Source organism: Achromobacter ruhlandii, from assembly GCF_002082135.1.
GTDB lineage: Bacteria > Pseudomonadota > Gammaproteobacteria > Burkholderiales > Burkholderiaceae_B > Achromobacter > Achromobacter ruhlandii.
Map to the genome: position 1 here is coordinate 5,259,450 of NZ_CP017433.1, position 15,466 is coordinate 5,274,915.

The window sequence follows — 15,466 nt, forward strand, 5'->3', positions numbered from 1 at the left end:
GTCAACCGCGCCCCGGCCAGCGTCCGCCGGAAATGCGCTCGATAGCGGCCAGGTCGCGCCGGCTGTGCACGTCCGTGAAGCCCGCGGCGGCCAGCAGGCCGCGCACGGCCTCGGCCTGGTCCCAACCGTGCTCCATCCACAGCGCGCCCCCCGCCTTCAGGTGGCGATGGGCGCCGGCCACGATGCGGCGCAGGTCTTCCAGGCCATCGGCGCCGTCGGTCAACGCGCCACGCGGCTCGAAGCGCACGTCGCCCTGCCCCAGGTGCGGATCGTCGCTGGCGACATAGGGCGGGTTGGACACGATCAGGTCGAAGCCCTCGCCTGCCGGCACCGCGTCGTACCAGCTGCCCTCGACGAAGCGCACCGAGGCCGTCAGCTCCCAGGCATTGCCCGCGGCCACGGCCAGCGCGGCGGCGCTGACGTCGCTGGCCATCACGCGGGCATCACGACGCGCCAGGGCGATCGAGATGGCGATGGCGCCGCTGCCCGTGCCCAGGTCCAGCACGGCGGGCGCGGACTGTCCGGCCACGCATTCCAGCGCGGTTTCCACCAGCACCTCGGTGTCCGGGCGCGGGATCAGCACGTCCGGCGTGACGCGGAACATGTGCCCCATGAACTCGCGCTGGCCCAGCAGATAGGCCATCGGCTCGCCGGCCAGGCGGCGCTGCGCCAGCGCCTCGTAGGCCGCGGCCGTTTCCGGCGTCAGCGGATCGGTGTCATGCGCCAGCAGCCAGGCGCGCGGCTTGGCCAGCACGTGCTCGAGCAGCATGCGCACCTCGAGCCGGGGCAGGCGCGTGTCCAGCAACAGGCTCTTGAGCTGGGTCGTCATGGTGGTCGAAGGGTGATCGCCGAAGGGGCCCGCCAGCCGCTCAGATATCGTCGCCCAGCGCCGCCAGCTGCTCGGCCTGGTGCTCGGCGATCAGGGCGCCGGTCAGCTCCTCCAGATCGCCTTCCATGATCTGCTGCAGCTTGTACAGCGTCAGGTTGATGCGATGGTCAGTGACGCGGCCCTGCGGGAAGTTGTAGGTGCGGATACGCTCGGAACGGTCGCCGGAGCCGATCAGGCTCTTGCGCTCGGCCGCTTCCTTGCTCTGGCGCTCGCGCGTTTCCTTGTCCTTCAGGCGCGCGGCCAGCACCTGCATGGCCTTGTCCTTGTTGCGGTGCTGCGAACGGTCGTCCTGGCATTCCACCACCAGCCCGGTCGGCAAGTGCGTGATGCGCACGGCCGAATCGGTCTTGTTGATGTGCTGGCCGCCGGCGCCGCTGGCGCGGAAGGTGTCGATGCGCAGGTCGCTCGGGTTGATGACGATCTCCGACATCTCGTCGGCTTCGGCCATGATGGCCACCGTGCAGGCCGAGGTGTGGATGCGGCCCTGCGCCTCGGTGGCGGGCACGCGCTGCACGCGGTGCGCGCCCGATTCGAATTTCAGGCGGCCATAGGCGCCGTCGCCTTCGATGCGCGCGATCACTTCCTTGTAGCCGCCTAACTCCGACGGGCTTTCCGACATCAACTCGACGCGCCAGCCGCGCTGTTCGGCGTAGCGCGTGTACATGCGCAGCAGGTCGCCCGAGAACAGCGCGCTTTCGTCGCCGCCGGTGCCGGCGCGGATTTCCAGGAACACGCTGCGGCCGTCATTGGGGTCGCGCGGCAGCAGCAGCAATTGCAGCGCCGCTTCCAGCGATTCCAGCTTGACGCGGCCGCTCTTGATCTCGTCCTCGGCCATCGCCTTCAGCTCGGGATCGGACAGCATCTCCTGCGCGGTCGCCAGGTCTTCCTCGCCGCGCACGAAGGCGGTGAACGCCTCGACCACCGGCTCCAGCTCGGCGCGCTCGCGCGAAAGCTTGCGGAAGCGGTCCATGTCGGCCGCGGTCTCCGGTTCGGCCAGCAGCGCGTCCACCTCGATCAGGCGGTGACACAGATGCTCCAGCCGGCTGCGCATGGAAGATTTCATGATGGGAATTCAGCAAGGGAAAACGGAAATGGCGGGCGCCCGCAACGAGCGCCCGCCGCAAGGCGGGGCGGAGGCAGCGCCGCTAACGGCGCGAGTCGCGGCCGGGGAACAGGCGCGGCATCCAGGCAAGCAGCTGCTTGCGGTCCTCGCCTTCGCTGCGGTTCAACGCCGCCAGCGGGCCATGCAGGTATTTCTGGGTCAGGCCGTGGGCCAGCTGCTCCAGCACGGCTTCCGGCGATTCGCCGCGCGCCAGCAGGCGGCGGGCGCGTTCGAGTTCGGCGGCGCTGACATCTTCGGCGGCCTGGTGCAGGTCGCGGATGACGGGCACCACTTCGCGCGATTGCATCCAGTGCATGAAGCCCTGGACGCGGGTTTCGATGATGGCCTCGGCCTGCACCACGGCGGCGCGGCGGGCGTCGGTGCCGGTCTGGACCAGGCGGCCCAGGTCATCGACGGAATACAGGTAGACGTCGTCCAGGCGGCCGACCTCGGGTTCGATGTCGCGCGGCACGGCCAGGTCGATCATCACCATGGGGCGGTGGCGGCGCAGACGCGTGGCCCGTTCCACCATCCCCAAACCGAGGATGGGCAGGGAGCTGGCCGTACAGGAGACGACCACGTCGAATTCGGACAGGCGGTCGGTCAGGTCCGACAGCTTCATGGTGCTGGCCGAGAACCGGTTAGCCAGCAGCTCGGCGCGCTCGGCCGTGCGATTGGCCACCACCATGCTGCGCGGACGCTGCGCGGCGAAGTGGGTGGCGCACAGCTCGATCATTTCGCCCGCGCCGATGAACAGCGTGCGGGCCTGGTCCAGGTTGCCGAACACGCGTTCGGCCAGGCGCACCGCGGCGGCGGCCATGGACACCGACTGCGCGCCGATGGCGGTCTGCGAGCGGACTTCCTTGGCCACCGAGAAGGTGCGCTGGAACATCTGGTGCAGCAGCGTGCCGAGCGAACCGGCTTCGCCAGCCGCGCGCACGGCGTCCTTCATCTGGCCGACGATCTGGGTTTCGCCCAGCACCATGGAATCGAGCCCGCTGGCCACGCGGAAGGCGTGGCGCACGGCGTCGTCCTGCTGGTGACGGTACAGATGCGGGCGCAGCGTGCCGGCGTCCAGCCGGTTGTGCTCGGCCAGCCACGCGGGCAGCTGGTCGGCCACGTGGCCGTCGGCGGCGCAATAGATTTCGGTGCGGTTGCAGGTCGACAGGATGGCGGCTTCGCGCACCGACCCGCCGAACGCCGAGCGCAGGCCTTCCAGCGCCGGCTTGACCAGATCGACGGGCATGGACACGCGTTCGCGAACCGACACCGGCGCGGACGTGTGATTCAGACCGAAGGCTAGGACAGCTACCGACATGTAAAGGACAAGGCCGTGAGTATTAGAGCTGTGGTCCCCGCAAAGCCCATGCGGTGCAGCGTGCATGTAACAGCGGACCGGCCATGATTATACTCCCGCGGGTTATCCCCACGCCATTTGGCGTCCCGACCGCGACCCTGCGTCGCACCCCTCGCGACCCGTGTCGCCCCGCCACGTGACCTTGCATCGCCCCCATGCAATGGCCGTTTGCGGTAGTATGCGCCCCTTGCCCCTTTCCACATTGGAAGGCGCCCCGGAAATTCTTCAAACTTTTTTCGAGGCGACTGGCACAAGTCCAAAAAATTGTGTATAGTTGCGGACTTCGTTGGCCTGGTAGCTCAGTTGGTAGAGCAGCGGATTGAAAATCCGCGTGTCGGTGGTTCGATTCCGCCCCAGGCCACCAGAATTAAAAAGCCCGGCTCCTTGGAGTCGGGCTTTTGCATTGTGGGGCCGGTTTGTGATGCAGGTCTGTAATGCGCGGGTCTGTAATGCGCGGGTCTGTAATGCGCGGGTTGGTGGTGCCGGTGGTGGTGCCGGTTGGTGGCGCAGGCCCGCGGCGCAGGGTTGTGGTGCGAGCCCGCCATCGCAGCGCCGGCCGGCGCCCGGCAATGCACGATGATCAAGACCCCGGCAACGCCGCCCCCATCGCCGCGAACAATCCCCCGCACACCTTGTTGAAGCGCCGCCCCGCGCGCTCCAGCCACGGCCGCACGCGGTGCGCCAGGCGCGCCAACACGTACTCCACCACGAACTCGATGGCCACGAAGGTCGCGGCCATGATCACGAATTGCGTCAACAGGCTGCGCCCCGGATCGATGAATTGCGGCAGGAACGCGCCGTAGAACAGCAGCGCCTTGGGATTGGCGATCGCCGACAGAAAACCCTGGCTGAACATGCGCGTGCCGCGCAGCCGCGGCATGTCGGGCGCCGGACGCAGTTGCACGCCGGGCGAGCGCCACAGCTGGATGCCGAGCCAGACCAGATAGGCGCCGCCGGCCCACTTCAGCACCGTCAGCGCCGGCCCCCAGGCCTTGAGCAATGCACTGATGCCCAGCATCGACAAGGCGATCAGCGCAATGAAGCCGACCGCGCCGCCAGCGATGGTGCACAGCGCCTTGCGATGCCCGTGCAGCGCGCCGTGGGTCAGCGCCAGCAAGGTGTTGGGGCCGGGAGTGATCGACAGGCCGATCACGGCAACCAGGTAGATGAGCCAGCTATGCAATGCCATGGCGGTGAGACATGGGAAAAAGGGGGTGGCGGCCAGTCTAGCGCCGCCGGCGCGGGGCGCGCAATCGGCGGCGAGCCCGCTATGCCTGGCCCGGATGCGTGGTTGGCACCGCCAGTCCGTACTTGACGCGGTTCATCACCACCAGCGTCGAAAAGCGCTTCACATTGGGATCGCCCCAGAAGTGGCGCTGCGCGAAGGCGTCGTACTCCGCCATGTCCCGCACGGTCATGGTGACGACGAAATCCACTTCGCCCGTGACCGCCAAGCACTGCATGATCTCCGGCGCGTTGCGCATCGCGCGCTTGAAGGTGTCCAGCTTATCGGCGCGCTCGCTCTCGAGCGACACCAACACCACCATCATGATGTCGCGCCCCACCGCCGCCGGGTCCACCACCGACACATCGCCCAGCACCGCTCCGGACTCGCGCAGCCGCTTCATGCGCCGCAGGCACGATACCGGCGACAGGTTCACGCGCTCGGCCACCTCCTGGCTGGTGCGCTGGTTGTCTTCCTGCAGGCTTTGCAGGATCTGAAGGTCGAAATCGTCTAGTTCCATGGGGGTCTCGGCGCCGCGGCGGTCCAGGCCGCGCGGGCCTGTAGGCTGATTCTAAACGGGCGCGCCGCACGACCCGCCCCCAAATTCGACGGGAAACTTCATTTGCGCACCGCCGGCTGCAGGAATTAATCACCCGCCTTGCTTACACTGGGAACCCTCTGGCCGCCCTCGCGACCAGGCGCAGCCCGATTCCCATGCCGTCACTCCAGCTTTTCCTGCTCTTCCTGGCCGCCGACGCGGCGTTGAAACTCACTCCCGGCCCGGACATGGCGCTGACGCTGTCGCGAGGCATGACCCAGGGATTCCGGCCGGCGTTCCATAGCGTGCTGGGCAATGTGGCGGCGGGTTTCATCCAGGTGCCGGCCGTGGTGCTGGGACTGGCCTCGGTGCTGCAGGCGTTTCCCACGCTGTTCCTGGCGATCAAGGCGGCGGGCGGCCTGTACCTGGGCTACCTGGGCATCAAGGCCATGCTGCGCTGCGCCCGCGACGCCGACGTGTCCCTGGCCGCGCGGCCCGGCGAGGCGCGCGACGCGTTCTGGCAGGGCTTCATGACCAATCTGCTGAACCCGAAGGTGCTGCTGTTCATGATCGCCTTCCTGCCGCAGTTCACCACGCCGGACAACGGCCCGGTGTGGATCCAGATGCTGGTGCTGGGCGTGACCATGAAGGCGTTGAGCCTGCCGTATGGCAGCTGCTTTGCCTACGGCGCGTCGCGCATCCGCGGCTGGGTCGGTCGCAACCCGTGGTTCCTGCGCATGCAGCAAGGACTGCTGGGCGCGATCATGCTGGCGCTTGCCCTGTACGTGCTCTACTCCACCGGCCTGACCTTGAACCCCTGATTCTTTCCGCAGACGCAGCACCATGACCGCCGCCACCCTTCCCTCCGGACGCGATGCCTCCGCCTCCACCCTGATGCCGACCCTGTCGCTGATCGGCGCCATGGCCTCGCTGTGCGTCGGCACGTCGTTCGCCAAGTCGTTGTTTCCCGAGGTGGGCGCGCAAGGCACGACGGCCTATCGCATCGTCATCGGCGCCATCATCCTCATCGCGTTCTGGCGCCCATGGCGCTTTCCGCTGACCGCGCGCAACGCCGCCAAGATCGCGCTGTACGGCGTGACGCTGGCCTGCATGAACCTGCTGTTCTACATGGCGCTGCGCACCCTGCCGCTGGGCGTGGCGATCGCCATCGAATTCACCGGGCCGCTGACCCTGGCGGTGGTGCTGTCGCGGCGCGCCATCGACTTCGTCTGGATCGCCTGCGCGCTGGCCGGGCTGGTGCTGCTGATCCCGACCGGCCAGTCGATGCACGACCTCGATCCCGTCGGGATCGCTTATGCGCTGGGCGCGGCGGTGTGCTGGGCGCTGTACATCATCTTCGGCAAGATGGCTGGCAACGTGCACGGCGGCCAGGCGACCTCGCTGGGCCTGCTGGCGGCCACCATGGTGGCGCTGCCGGTGGGCGCGGCCCACGCCGGCATGGCGCTGCTGGATCCCAAGCTGATCCTGGCCGGGGTGGCGGTCGGCATCCTGTCGAGCGCCCTGCCCTATTCGCTGGAGATGGTGGCGTTGCGGCGCCTGCCGCAGAAGACCTTTGGCGTGCTGCTGAGCATGGAGCCCGCCATGGGCGCGCTGGCCGGCGTCATCGTGCTGAACGAACACCTGTCCGGCACGCAGTGGCTGGCGATCTGCGGCATCATCATCGCCTCGGCCGGCTGCGCCGCCACCGCGCGGCGGCAAAAGCGCGCGGCGGCGAACTAGGCGATTGCTGCGCAGTCAGCCTCATCGCGCCGCCGCGGACGGCTGCCGGCAAGACCCGGGCGGCCAGGCAGCGCCCGCCGAAGGGGCCTTGCCCACGGCACACGAACGGCGCGGCCATCGCCCGCCGCTCAATCCACCGAGATATTCTTCTGGCGGATCACCGCGCCCCAGTTCTCGTATTCACGATGCGCGTAGTCGAAGAAATCGTTCGACGAGCTGCCCATCGGCTCCATGCCCTGCAGCTTGAGCTGCGTGATCACCTCGGGCGACTTCAACGCCGCCTGGATCGCGCCGCTGAGCTTGTCGACCACCGCCTTGGGCGTGCGCGCCGGCGCCACCACGCCCTGCCAGGCGGTCGCTTCCAGCGGCGGGCCGCCGGCCTCGCCGAAGGTGGGCACGTCGGGCAGTTGTTCCGAGCGCTCGTTTGCCGGCACCGCGATGGCGCGCAGCTTGCCCGCCTGGATCAACGGCCGCGCGGCCGCCATGTCGGCCATCATCAGCGGCACCACGCCCGCCGCCACGTCCTGCAACGCCGGCGGCGTGCCCTTGTAGGGAATCGCCGTGGCCTTGGCGCCGAACATCGACAGGAACAACTCCATCGCCAGATGGTGCGGGCTGCCCACGCCCAGCGAGGCGTAGCTGGCCTTCTTGTCGTCGGACAGGTACGCCATCACTTCGGGCATGTTCTTCAGCTCGGAGGCCGGCGAGGCCACCAGCACGATGGGCAGCGCCACCAGCGTCGAGACCGGCTTCAGGTCCTTCCATGGGTCGTACGGCAATTGCTTGTAGAGCCACGGATTGAGCGCCAGCGTGCTCATGCCGGCGGTCATCAGCGTGTAGCCATCGGGCGCGGCGCGCGCGGTTTCCTGGGCGGCGACGATGGTGGCGGCGCCCGGACGGTTCTCCACCACCACCGGCTGGCCCAACGTCTGGCTGACGTGCCTGGCAACGATGCGGGTGGCCAGGTCGCTGCCGCCGCCCGCGCTGAACGGCACCAGCCAGCGGATCGGATGATCGGGAAATTCGCCAGCCAGCGCGGGCATGGCGCTCGTGGCGAATGCGGCGGCGGCCAAGGTTCCCAGCGCGCAGCGGATGAAACCTCTTCTGGACATGCGGTTGTCTCCCGGAATTCTTGATTTAATTAACATATTAACTATATTTTCACGCAGCGGCGAGCACGGCATGCGCGGCGATCATGGCAAAAGGTTCATGGCCAAGCGCCGCCCGCCGCTCAGGCGCGGGCCGCGGCCAGCCAACGCAGGCCGGCGGAGGTGCCCGCCGCCGGACGGTATTCGCAACCGATCCAGCCCGCGTAGTCCAGTTCGCGCAGCACCGAGAAGATCCAGCCGTAATCCAGTTCGCCGCGATCGGGCTCCTGCCGCAGCGGCACCCCGGCGATCTGCAGGTGCCCGACCCGCCCCGTGGGCAGGTACTGGCGCAGTTTCGCGGTGACGTCGCCCTCGACGATCTGGCAGTGGTAAAGGTCCATCTGCACTTTCAGGTTGGGCGCGTTGACCGCCTGCACCACCTCGTGGGCCTGGTCCTGGCGATTGAGGAAATAGCCGGGAATGTCGCGCGTGTTGATGGGCTCGATCAGCACGGTCACGCCGGCCGAGCGCGCCTGGCGCGCGGCCCAGTCGAGATTCTCGCGGTAGCAGTCCAGCATGGCGTCGCGCGAGACGCCATCGGGGGCGACGCCGGCCATCACGTGCACCCGGGCACAGGCCAATGCGGTGGCATAACCCAGCGCCTGTTCGATACCGGCGCGGAATTCGTCCTGGCGGCCCGGCAGCGCGGCCAGCCCGCGTTCGCCGCGCGCGCTCACCCCCGGCGGCGCATTGAACAACACCTGCGACACGCCGGCGCCATCCATGCGCTCACGCACGAAGGCGGCCGGCGCCTCATAGGGAAACATGCATTCCACGCCCGCGAAGCCATCGGCCGCGGCGGCCGCGTAGCGGTCCAGGAACGCATGTTCCGGGTACATCATCGACAGGTTGGCGGCGAACTTCAGCATGGCGGACTCCGGGGCGGGCGGCATGGCTGGAACTTAGCACATCCGCCCGCCCGCGAAGCCCGGTCGCGCCGGTTCCCCTCAGTAGGTCAGGCGCATCCCCAGCATCACGCTGCGTCCGGGCAGCGGCGCCACCGACGAGATGAACGAGGCATGGTTGTAGGCCAGGTTGTTCAGCAGGTTGGTGCCGCGCAGGTAGACCTCGTAACCCGTGGCGCCGTAGCGGCCGCGGTACGCCACCACCGCATTGACCAGGTTGTAGCCCGGCGTGCTGCTTTCGTACGCGGCGATGTCCTTTTGCGAGAACACGCGGGCGTACTCGACGCCGCCCGACCACTGCTGCCACTTGACGTTGCCGCGCAGGCCGGCGCGCGCCGCCGGGATGCGCGGCAGGTTGCCGTCGCCGCCGGTCAGCTTGCCGCGCACGTAGTCGCCGAACACCGCCGCCGAGAACACCGGCGTGAACTGGTGCCGCAGCTCGCCTTCCACCCCGGTGAACTCGGCGTCGCGCTGGGTGTATTCGATCAGGCGGAAATCCTCGTAACGGTCCAGCGTGTTGGCGTAGATGTAGTTCTTGACCTTGTTGTGGAACACGCTGGCCGAGAACGTCGTGTCGCCCGAGTGCTTGCGCAGCGTCAGGTCGATGTTGCGCGAGGTCTCGCGGCCCAGGCCCGAGTTGCCCAGCTCATAGGTATTGGTGGCCAGGTGCACGCCATCGGCATACAGCTCCTGGGCGGTCGGCAAGCGCTGCGAGCGCGACAGCGACAGGGCCACCGAATACTGCGGCGCGAAGTCCCAGATGGCCGCGGCCGACAGCGAGGTGCCCGACAGGCTGCTGCGCGAAGCGCCGCCAGACGGCGCGATGCGCTGCCAGTCCTGGCGCGCGCCGACTTCGAAACGCCAGTCGTTCAACTGGTATTCCTCCAGCACGAACAAACCGTTCGAACGGGTGCGGCTGCGCGGCAGGAAGGCTTCCTCGCCATCGGCGCGGAAGTCGCTGTAGGCATTCTGCAGGCCGATCACGCCGCGCCAGCCAGCCACCGGCTTGTGCTGCAGCTCCACGCGCAGGTCGTAGCCCTTGTTCTTGAAGCGGGTGCCCACCTGGCCGCCCTCGATTTCCTCATGCTGGTAATCGGTCAGGCCGCCGCGCACGCGGATCTTCTCGAAGCCGGCGAACGGGTCCTGGTATTCGGCGCGCAGGTCCAGGCGGTTGCTGCGCAGCTTGACGTAGGGCACGCCGCCGTGTTCGTGGCCGTGATCATGGTCGTGGCCTTCCTCGTCTTCGTCGCCATGATCATGGTCATGGTCGTGGCCGCCGCAATGCAGGTGGGTGCCGTGCGGATGGCAGCCTTCGTACTCGTGATTATGGCCGGGCAGGCCATACTTGCTTTCCAGGTGCGTGAAAGCCAGGCCGACGTAGCCGCGCGGCGTGATCCACGACATCCCGACCGTGCCCTGCGTGGACTCGCTATACGACCCGGCCAGCTTGCCGCCGGGCCAGTCCGGCACGTCGTAGTCGCTGGTGCGCCGCTTCATGCCCTCGACCCGCACGGCGAACTGGCCTTCGCCGGCGGTGATGCCCACGGCGCCGGCGCGCTCCTTGGTGCCGGTGGCGCCGCGCAACTCGGCTTCCATCTCCACGCCCTTCTCCGGCACGGCGGTGGGCACCTTCTTGTCCACCACATTCACCACGCCACCAATCGCGCCGCCGCCGTACAACAGCGTGGCCGGGCCGCGCAGCACCTCGATGCGCTCGGCCAGCAGGGGTTCCACCGTCACCGCGTGGTCCGGCGAAATACCGGACGCGTCCATCACCTCGGAGCCGTCGGACAGCACCTTCACGCGCGGCGCGGTCTGGCCACGGATCACCGGGCGGCTGGCGCCGCCGCCAAAGGTATCGCTGTTCACGCCCGGCAGGCTCTTGAGGGTCTCGCCCAGCGTACCGGCGCGGCGCTCGACCAGTTCATCGCCTTCCAGCACGGAAGCCGGCAGCATGGTGCTGTTCAGGTCCAGGCCCAGCGGATTGGCCGACACCGTGATCGGCGCCAGTGTGCGGTTGCGAGAGGGATCGGCCTCGGTTTCGGCCTGCGCCACCGGCGCGGCCAGCATCAAGGAGCAGACCAGGGGCTTGAGCGCCCGCGCGCCGCCCATCCGCCCCGCCCGCGCCATGCCACGCCTTCCCCGAAACCCCTGCTTTCCCTGCGTCTTGCCTGTCATTTTCAGCCTCTTTGATGTTATATCATTACAACCAGCTGAAGGATGATATAACATCTCGATGACAAAGCAAGGCCGATTCCCGCGAATCGGCCTTGCCGGCAAGTGTCAGTCCCCCGCCAGGCCCAGCACGGCTTGCAGCACCGCCACCCGGCTCTGGCCGAGCACCGCGCCATGCCAGTCCGGCGCATCGCAATAGAACGCTTCCAGCGTCGTGCGCAGGATCTGGTCGCGCAGCGCCGGCGCGGCGTCGGGATGCGCGCGCAGCCAATTGCGGCCACGCAGCGCATCCACCACTTGCTCGGCGGGCTGCGTGCCATATTCCAGCGCCATCAGCGTCGGCACCGAATCCGGGCAGGCCTGGTAGATCAGGCCCGCCAGGTGCCCGGTAATGTCCACCGAGGCCGACGTGCCCTGGTACGGCACGGCGATGTCGGTGCCCCACCAGCGGCGCGCGCGCGCCACTTCGGCCTCGTCGCGGCGGCCCGCGTAGATCTTCTCGCCATGGCCACGCGGTCCCAGCCCCGTGTGCACGTCGATCCAGCCGATCTGCCTGTATGCGGCCGCATGCTGCTGGAGGATGCGGCGCAGGTTCGACAGCGAGGCGGCCGGGCGGTCGCCGCCATAGAACAGGCCATCGGCATGCGTGTATTGACCGCGGGTGACGGCCTGCTTGAAGGCCGGCAGGCCGTTTCCGGCGATGTAGGCGGCGATCTGCTCGCGGTTGCTGTCCGACGGCGGCCACTGCTCGGGCAGCAGCAATTCGTGGATGCGCCCGTACTCCGGATTGGCCGGCAACGGCTGCCCGTCAAAGGGCTGCGCGTTGCGGTTCAGGTCGACATTGCCCTCGTCGGTGCGCGCGATCCACGAGAAGCCATGCGGGTTCACCGCATGCACCAGCAACAGCGCCACGCCGGCCTGGCGCGCGCGTTCCAGCATCTCGGCGTCGTCCAGCAGGGCCAGCTGGCAACCTGAGCCACAGAAGCCCTCCACGCCGTGGGTCGCGGAAGTCATGATCAGCAGGCGCGTGGCTGTCTTGTCGCCGATCAGCGCCACGTCGGTGGCCAGCGCCTCGCCCTCGCGCCCCAGGGGCGCGACGGGATAGGACGCGAACTGCGCGGCCAGCGGCCGGGCCGCCGCCGTGAAGCGCGCGCGCGCTTCGGCGTAGCTGCGGGAAAAATAGGGCGTAGCGGATTGCATCAGGCCTCCTGGTTGTCGATATCGTCGCCGGTGCGGTCGCGGATCCAGAACAACACCACCGTGGAAAGCGCCACCGCCACCATCAGGTACCAGGCGGGCGCCATGGGATTGCCGGTCACGTGCAGCAGCCAGGTCACGAAGAATTGGGCGAAGCCGCCGAACACGGAAATCCCCAGACCGTACACCACCGACATGCCAGTGGTACGCACGGATTTCGGGAACAGTTCGGGCAGCATGGTGATGCCGGGCGCGGATTGCAGCGCCAGCAGGATCGACAGCAGCGCCACCACCAGCATCAGCCGCATGCTGCTGGGCGCGGCGATCAGCCATTCGAAACACGGCAGCAGCACCGCCACCGTCGTCACCCGCGACCAGAAGATCACCCGCTTGCGCCCGACGCGGTCGGCCAGCATGCCGACCAGCGGCGCGAACAGGAAGCCGACCGCGCCCACCACCACGCTGGCCGACAAGGTCGAGGTCGCCGGCAACCCCAGTTCGCGATGCGCGTACGACGGCATGTAGAAGCCGATGATCTGCGCGCAGACCATGCCGCCGATCATCAGCAGGATGCCCTTGGCGACCTCGGTCTTGTGCTCGGCGAAGATGCGGCGCAGCGGCTGGTGGCCGCCGCCGCGCGGCCGGCGCGCATCCGGCTCATCGACGTGCAGCGTCTCTTCGAGATTGCGGCGGATGTAGGCGCCCACCGGCACCGTCAGGATGCCGATCACGAACGGCACGCGCCAGCCCCAGGCCTGCATCTGCTCGGCGGTCAGCGCGGCGGTCAGCGTCCCCACCACTACCGCCCCCAGCGCCACGCCGAGGGACTGGCTGCCAAACTGCCAGCTGGAATAGAACCCGCGCCGCGACGGCGGCGCGTGCTCGACCAGCAACGTGGTCGAGGCGCCGACCTCGCCCCCGGCGGCGAAGCCTTGGATCAGCCGCGCCAGCACCATCATCACCGGCCCCAGCAGCCCCATCTGCGCATGGGTGGGCGCGGCGGCGATCAGCGCACAACCCAGGCCCATCAACCACAGCGTCAAGGTCATGGCGGCGCGGCGGCCATGGCGGTCGGCGTACGAGCCGATCAGCATGCCGCCCACCGGCCGCATCAGGAAGCCGACGCCGAAAGTAGCCGTGGTCAGCAGCAATTGCCCGTAGCTGGAGGCCGCCGGAAAGAACAGCGGCCCGATGACCAGCATCAGGAAGGTGAAGACCGTGAAGTCGAAGAATTCGAGCGCGTTGCCGATGGTGGTGCCGGCGATGACCCGCCGGCGCATGGATGGCGTATGCAGGCTGCGCGCGCCGGCGCCGGCCGCGATGGCGATAGACATGTTTTCCCCTTGATGTCCGATCTCTATGCCGGCCCGTGTTTCCGAAGCCGTGGCTAGGGCCTGTTCACACTAAAGCTCCTTTTAGTGTGAACAGGCCCTAGTGAATATACGGATGGCCGCCGAAACGCAAAAGACAGTATTTTTCGCGCAGTGATGACTTTTGCTTATAGCCCGCCGTGCCCGCCCCGATGAACCTGCGCCAGTTGCGCGCCTTCGTGCTGATCGCCGAACATGGCAGCATCCGCGCCGCCGCCCGCGCCCTGTGCGTGACCCAGCCGGCGGCCACGCGCAGCCTGCGCGAACTGGAACAGAGCCTGGGCGCGGAACTGGTGCGGCGCAGCGCCAAGGGGGTCGAGCTGACGCCTTATGGCCAGGCGCTGCACAAGCGCGCCGTGCTGATCCTGCAGGAAGCGCGGCGCGCGCAGGAAGACATCGACCAGATGCGCGACGGCGAGGGCGGCACGCTCAACCTGGCCATCAGTTCGTCGGTGCTGCCGATACTGCCGGCCGCGCTGGCGGCGTTCCGCGCCCGCATGCCGCGCGTCGCGGTAGCCTTTCATGAGGTGGCGCCACCCTACAGCCATGAACAGCTGGAGACGGGCCGCTACGACCTCGTGGTCCAGACCGAATACGACGGCGACATCTACGACGGCTTTGCCCGCACCACCCTGTTCACACTACCGCTGGCCGTGGGCGCGCGCGCCGACCATCCCCTGCGCCACGCAACCGACCTGGCCGAGCTGCGCGACCTGCTATGGCTGATGCCCGGCAATACGCAGACGCCCACCAATCTGCTGCGCCTGGCCTACGCCGAACGCGGCCTGCCGCCGCCCGCCGATGTGATCCCGTGCCAGTCCATCGCCATCGCCCTGGCAATCCTGGGACAGAGCGACGCGGTGGGTTTTTTCGTGCGCAATGGCCTGCACCGCGTGCTGGCGCCGACGTCCTTGTGCATCCTGCCGCTGGCGCACCCACTGCCGGCGGCGCGGGTATCGATCCTGACGCGCGCCGACTCCCCGCCGACGCCGGCCGCGCAGCTTTTCATCGACTGCCTGAACCGCGCCCGCGCGGCGGCCGGAGCCGCCGGGTTATCATGAAGCCCCTGTCCCGGGGCGGTGCCGCGCCCTCTTCTCACGGCCCCATGCCATGGCCTTTCCCCGACTCCACGCGCCTCCCTCGCTGACCGACACAGTGGCCAAGCAGTTGCTCGCCGAGATCGACGCGGGCCGCGTGCTGCCCGGCGAAAAACTGCCCACCGAAACGCGCCTGGCCGAGCAATTCGGCGTCAGCCGCACCGTCATCCGCGAAGCGGTGTCGCGCCTGCGCCAGGACGGCATCGTCGAAGCGCGCCAGGGCAGCGGCGTATTCGTCACCGGCCAGGGCGGCAACCGCGCGTTGCGCATCGACGCGGCCGAATTGGGCTCACTGGACGCGGTGCTGCACGTCGTCGATCTGCGCCGCGCGCTGGAAACCGAAATCGCGGCGCAGGCGGCCGCCCAGCGCGGCAAGCGCGACATGGCCGCAATCGACGACGCGCTGGCCGCCATCACCGCGGCGGTCGACAACGGCGGCGACGGCGTCGCGCAAGACGTGGCCTTCCATCGCAGCATCGCCCGCGCCACCGGCAATCCGTATTTTCTCGCCACCCTGGCCTTCGTCAGCCAGTATCTCGAAGCCGCGACCCGCGTCACGCGCGGCAACGAGGCGCGCCACGCCGACCAGATGCGCGCGGTGCTGCGGGAGCACGAAGCCATCGTCGAAGCCATCCGGCGCCAGGACGTGGAAGCGGCGCGCGAAGCCGCGCGCATCCACATGGTCAACGCCGCCAAGCGACTGCGCCAGGCGCATCGCTGAAC

14 protein-coding genes and 1 tRNA gene are annotated in these 15,466 nt (G+C 68.4%); 5 read left to right on the top strand and 10 right to left on the bottom strand.

Translation table 11 applies throughout. The features are described from left to right. Position 1 precedes the first annotated feature (1 nt). From prmC to hemA, 3 genes are all read right to left on the bottom strand, one after another. Positions 2-829: a peptide chain release factor N(5)-glutamine methyltransferase gene (prmC, locus tag AruCF_RS23830; protein ID WP_049076673.1), complete on the bottom strand. Its 828-nt coding sequence runs from the start codon at positions 827-829 to the stop codon at positions 2-4. A 40-nt stretch (positions 830-869) separates the two neighbouring features. Continuing rightward, positions 870-1,952 carry a peptide chain release factor 1 gene (prfA, locus tag AruCF_RS23835; RefSeq protein ID WP_049076675.1) on the bottom strand — a complete coding sequence of 361 codons (1,083 nt, stop codon included), beginning with the start codon at positions 1,950-1,952 and terminating at the stop codon, positions 870-872. Between the two features lie 82 nt (positions 1,953-2,034). Continuing rightward, positions 2,035-3,309: a glutamyl-tRNA reductase gene (gene hemA, locus AruCF_RS23840; protein WP_006391699.1), complete on the bottom strand. Its 1,275-nt coding sequence runs from the start codon at positions 3,307-3,309 to the stop codon at positions 2,035-2,037. A gap of 327 nt (positions 3,310-3,636) precedes the next feature. Here hemA and AruCF_RS23845 point away from each other — a divergent pair. Then, positions 3,637-3,712, top strand: a tRNA-Phe gene (locus AruCF_RS23845). A 216-nt stretch (positions 3,713-3,928) separates the two neighbouring features. Here AruCF_RS23845 and AruCF_RS23850 read toward each other — a convergent pair. Together AruCF_RS23850 and AruCF_RS23855 are read right to left on the bottom strand one after the other, a co-directional pair. Next, complete coding sequence (locus tag AruCF_RS23850) at positions 3,929-4,537, bottom strand: LysE family translocator (protein WP_049076677.1); 609 nt, start codon at positions 4,535-4,537, stop codon at positions 3,929-3,931. 79 nt (positions 4,538-4,616) lie between these two features. Next, a complete protein-coding gene (locus AruCF_RS23855) occupies positions 4,617-5,093 on the bottom strand; it encodes an Lrp/AsnC family transcriptional regulator (protein ID WP_049076679.1) in 477 nt (158 codons plus the stop codon). A gap of 194 nt (positions 5,094-5,287) precedes the next feature. Here AruCF_RS23855 and AruCF_RS23860 point away from each other — a divergent pair, with 194 nt between their 5' ends. Both AruCF_RS23860 and AruCF_RS23865 read left to right on the top strand, forming a co-directional pair. Beyond that, positions 5,288-5,932 carry a LysE family translocator gene (locus tag AruCF_RS23860; protein WP_080977516.1) on the top strand — a complete coding sequence of 215 codons (645 nt, stop codon included), beginning with the start codon at positions 5,288-5,290 and terminating at the stop codon, positions 5,930-5,932. A 22-nt stretch (positions 5,933-5,954) separates the two neighbouring features. Further along, positions 5,955-6,851 (top strand): EamA family transporter, encoded by an 897-nt coding sequence (locus tag AruCF_RS23865; RefSeq protein WP_049076681.1) that lies wholly within the window; start codon positions 5,955-5,957, stop codon positions 6,849-6,851. Between the two features lie 128 nt (positions 6,852-6,979). Here the strand turns inward: AruCF_RS23865 and AruCF_RS23870 are convergent, their stop codons facing one another. The 5 genes from AruCF_RS23870 to AruCF_RS23890 all read right to left on the bottom strand — a co-directional run bounded on the left by AruCF_RS23870 (position 6,980) and on the right by AruCF_RS23890 (position 13,610). Further along, complete coding sequence (locus AruCF_RS23870) at positions 6,980-7,963, bottom strand: Bug family tripartite tricarboxylate transporter substrate binding protein (protein WP_049076683.1); 984 nt, start codon at positions 7,961-7,963, stop codon at positions 6,980-6,982. A 119-nt stretch (positions 7,964-8,082) separates the two neighbouring features. Beyond that, positions 8,083-8,868, bottom strand: a complete 786-nt coding sequence (otnI, locus tag AruCF_RS23875; RefSeq protein WP_049076684.1) for a 2-oxo-tetronate isomerase — start codon at positions 8,866-8,868, stop codon at positions 8,083-8,085. A 78-nt stretch (positions 8,869-8,946) separates the two neighbouring features. After that, on the bottom strand, positions 8,947-11,034 hold the full coding sequence (locus AruCF_RS23880) for a TonB-dependent receptor domain-containing protein (RefSeq protein ID WP_049076687.1): 2,088 nt from the start codon (positions 11,032-11,034) through the stop codon (positions 8,947-8,949). A 153-nt stretch (positions 11,035-11,187) separates the two neighbouring features. Then, on the bottom strand, positions 11,188-12,279 hold the full coding sequence (locus tag AruCF_RS23885; RefSeq protein WP_049076688.1) for a M14 family metallopeptidase: 1,092 nt from the start codon (positions 12,277-12,279) through the stop codon (positions 11,188-11,190). Further along, positions 12,279-13,610: an MFS transporter gene (locus AruCF_RS23890; RefSeq protein ID WP_049076697.1), complete on the bottom strand. Its 1,332-nt coding sequence runs from the start codon at positions 13,608-13,610 to the stop codon at positions 12,279-12,281. Before AruCF_RS23890 ends, AruCF_RS23885 begins: the two co-directional genes overlap by 1 nt. A gap of 176 nt (positions 13,611-13,786) precedes the next feature. Between AruCF_RS23890 and AruCF_RS23895 the strand changes: the two genes are divergently transcribed. Both AruCF_RS23895 and AruCF_RS23900 read left to right on the top strand, forming a co-directional pair. Then, positions 13,787-14,707, top strand: a complete 921-nt coding sequence (locus AruCF_RS23895) for a LysR substrate-binding domain-containing protein (RefSeq protein ID WP_231891624.1) — start codon at positions 13,787-13,789, stop codon at positions 14,705-14,707. A 49-nt stretch (positions 14,708-14,756) separates the two neighbouring features. Beyond that, entirely contained in the window at positions 14,757-15,464 is a 708-nt protein-coding gene (locus AruCF_RS23900; protein WP_049076702.1) for a FadR/GntR family transcriptional regulator, read from the top strand. Positions 15,465-15,466: the final 2 nt, after the last annotated feature.

Excerpts from the sequence above, each read along its gene's own strand:
- prmC (WP_049076673.1), bottom strand. The coding sequence starts at position 829 with ATGACGACCCAGCTCAAGAGCCTGTTGCTGGACACGCGCCTGCCCCGG.
- prfA (WP_049076675.1), bottom strand. The coding sequence starts at position 1,952 with ATGAAATCTTCCATGCGCAGCCGGCTGGAGCATCTGTGTCACCGCCTG.
- hemA (WP_006391699.1), bottom strand. The coding sequence starts at position 3,309 with ATGTCGGTAGCTGTCCTAGCCTTCGGTCTGAATCACACGTCCGCGCCG.
- AruCF_RS23850 (WP_049076677.1), bottom strand. The coding sequence starts at position 4,537 with ATGGCATTGCATAGCTGGCTCATCTACCTGGTTGCCGTGATCGGCCTG.
- AruCF_RS23855 (WP_049076679.1), bottom strand. The coding sequence starts at position 5,093 with ATGGAACTAGACGATTTCGACCTTCAGATCCTGCAAAGCCTGCAGGAA.
- AruCF_RS23860 (WP_080977516.1), top strand. The coding sequence starts at position 5,288 with ATGCCGTCACTCCAGCTTTTCCTGCTCTTCCTGGCCGCCGACGCGGCG.
- AruCF_RS23865 (WP_049076681.1), top strand. The coding sequence starts at position 5,955 with ATGACCGCCGCCACCCTTCCCTCCGGACGCGATGCCTCCGCCTCCACC.
- AruCF_RS23870 (WP_049076683.1), bottom strand. The coding sequence starts at position 7,963 with ATGTCCAGAAGAGGTTTCATCCGCTGCGCGCTGGGAACCTTGGCCGCC.
- otnI (WP_049076684.1), bottom strand. The coding sequence starts at position 8,868 with ATGCTGAAGTTCGCCGCCAACCTGTCGATGATGTACCCGGAACATGCG.
- AruCF_RS23880 (WP_049076687.1), bottom strand. The coding sequence starts at position 11,034 with ATGGCGCGGGCGGGGCGGATGGGCGGCGCGCGGGCGCTCAAGCCCCTG.
- AruCF_RS23885 (WP_049076688.1), bottom strand. The coding sequence starts at position 12,279 with ATGCAATCCGCTACGCCCTATTTTTCCCGCAGCTACGCCGAAGCGCGC.
- AruCF_RS23890 (WP_049076697.1), bottom strand. The coding sequence starts at position 13,610 with ATGTCTATCGCCATCGCGGCCGGCGCCGGCGCGCGCAGCCTGCATACG.
- AruCF_RS23900 (WP_049076702.1), top strand. The coding sequence starts at position 14,757 with ATGGCCTTTCCCCGACTCCACGCGCCTCCCTCGCTGACCGACACAGTG.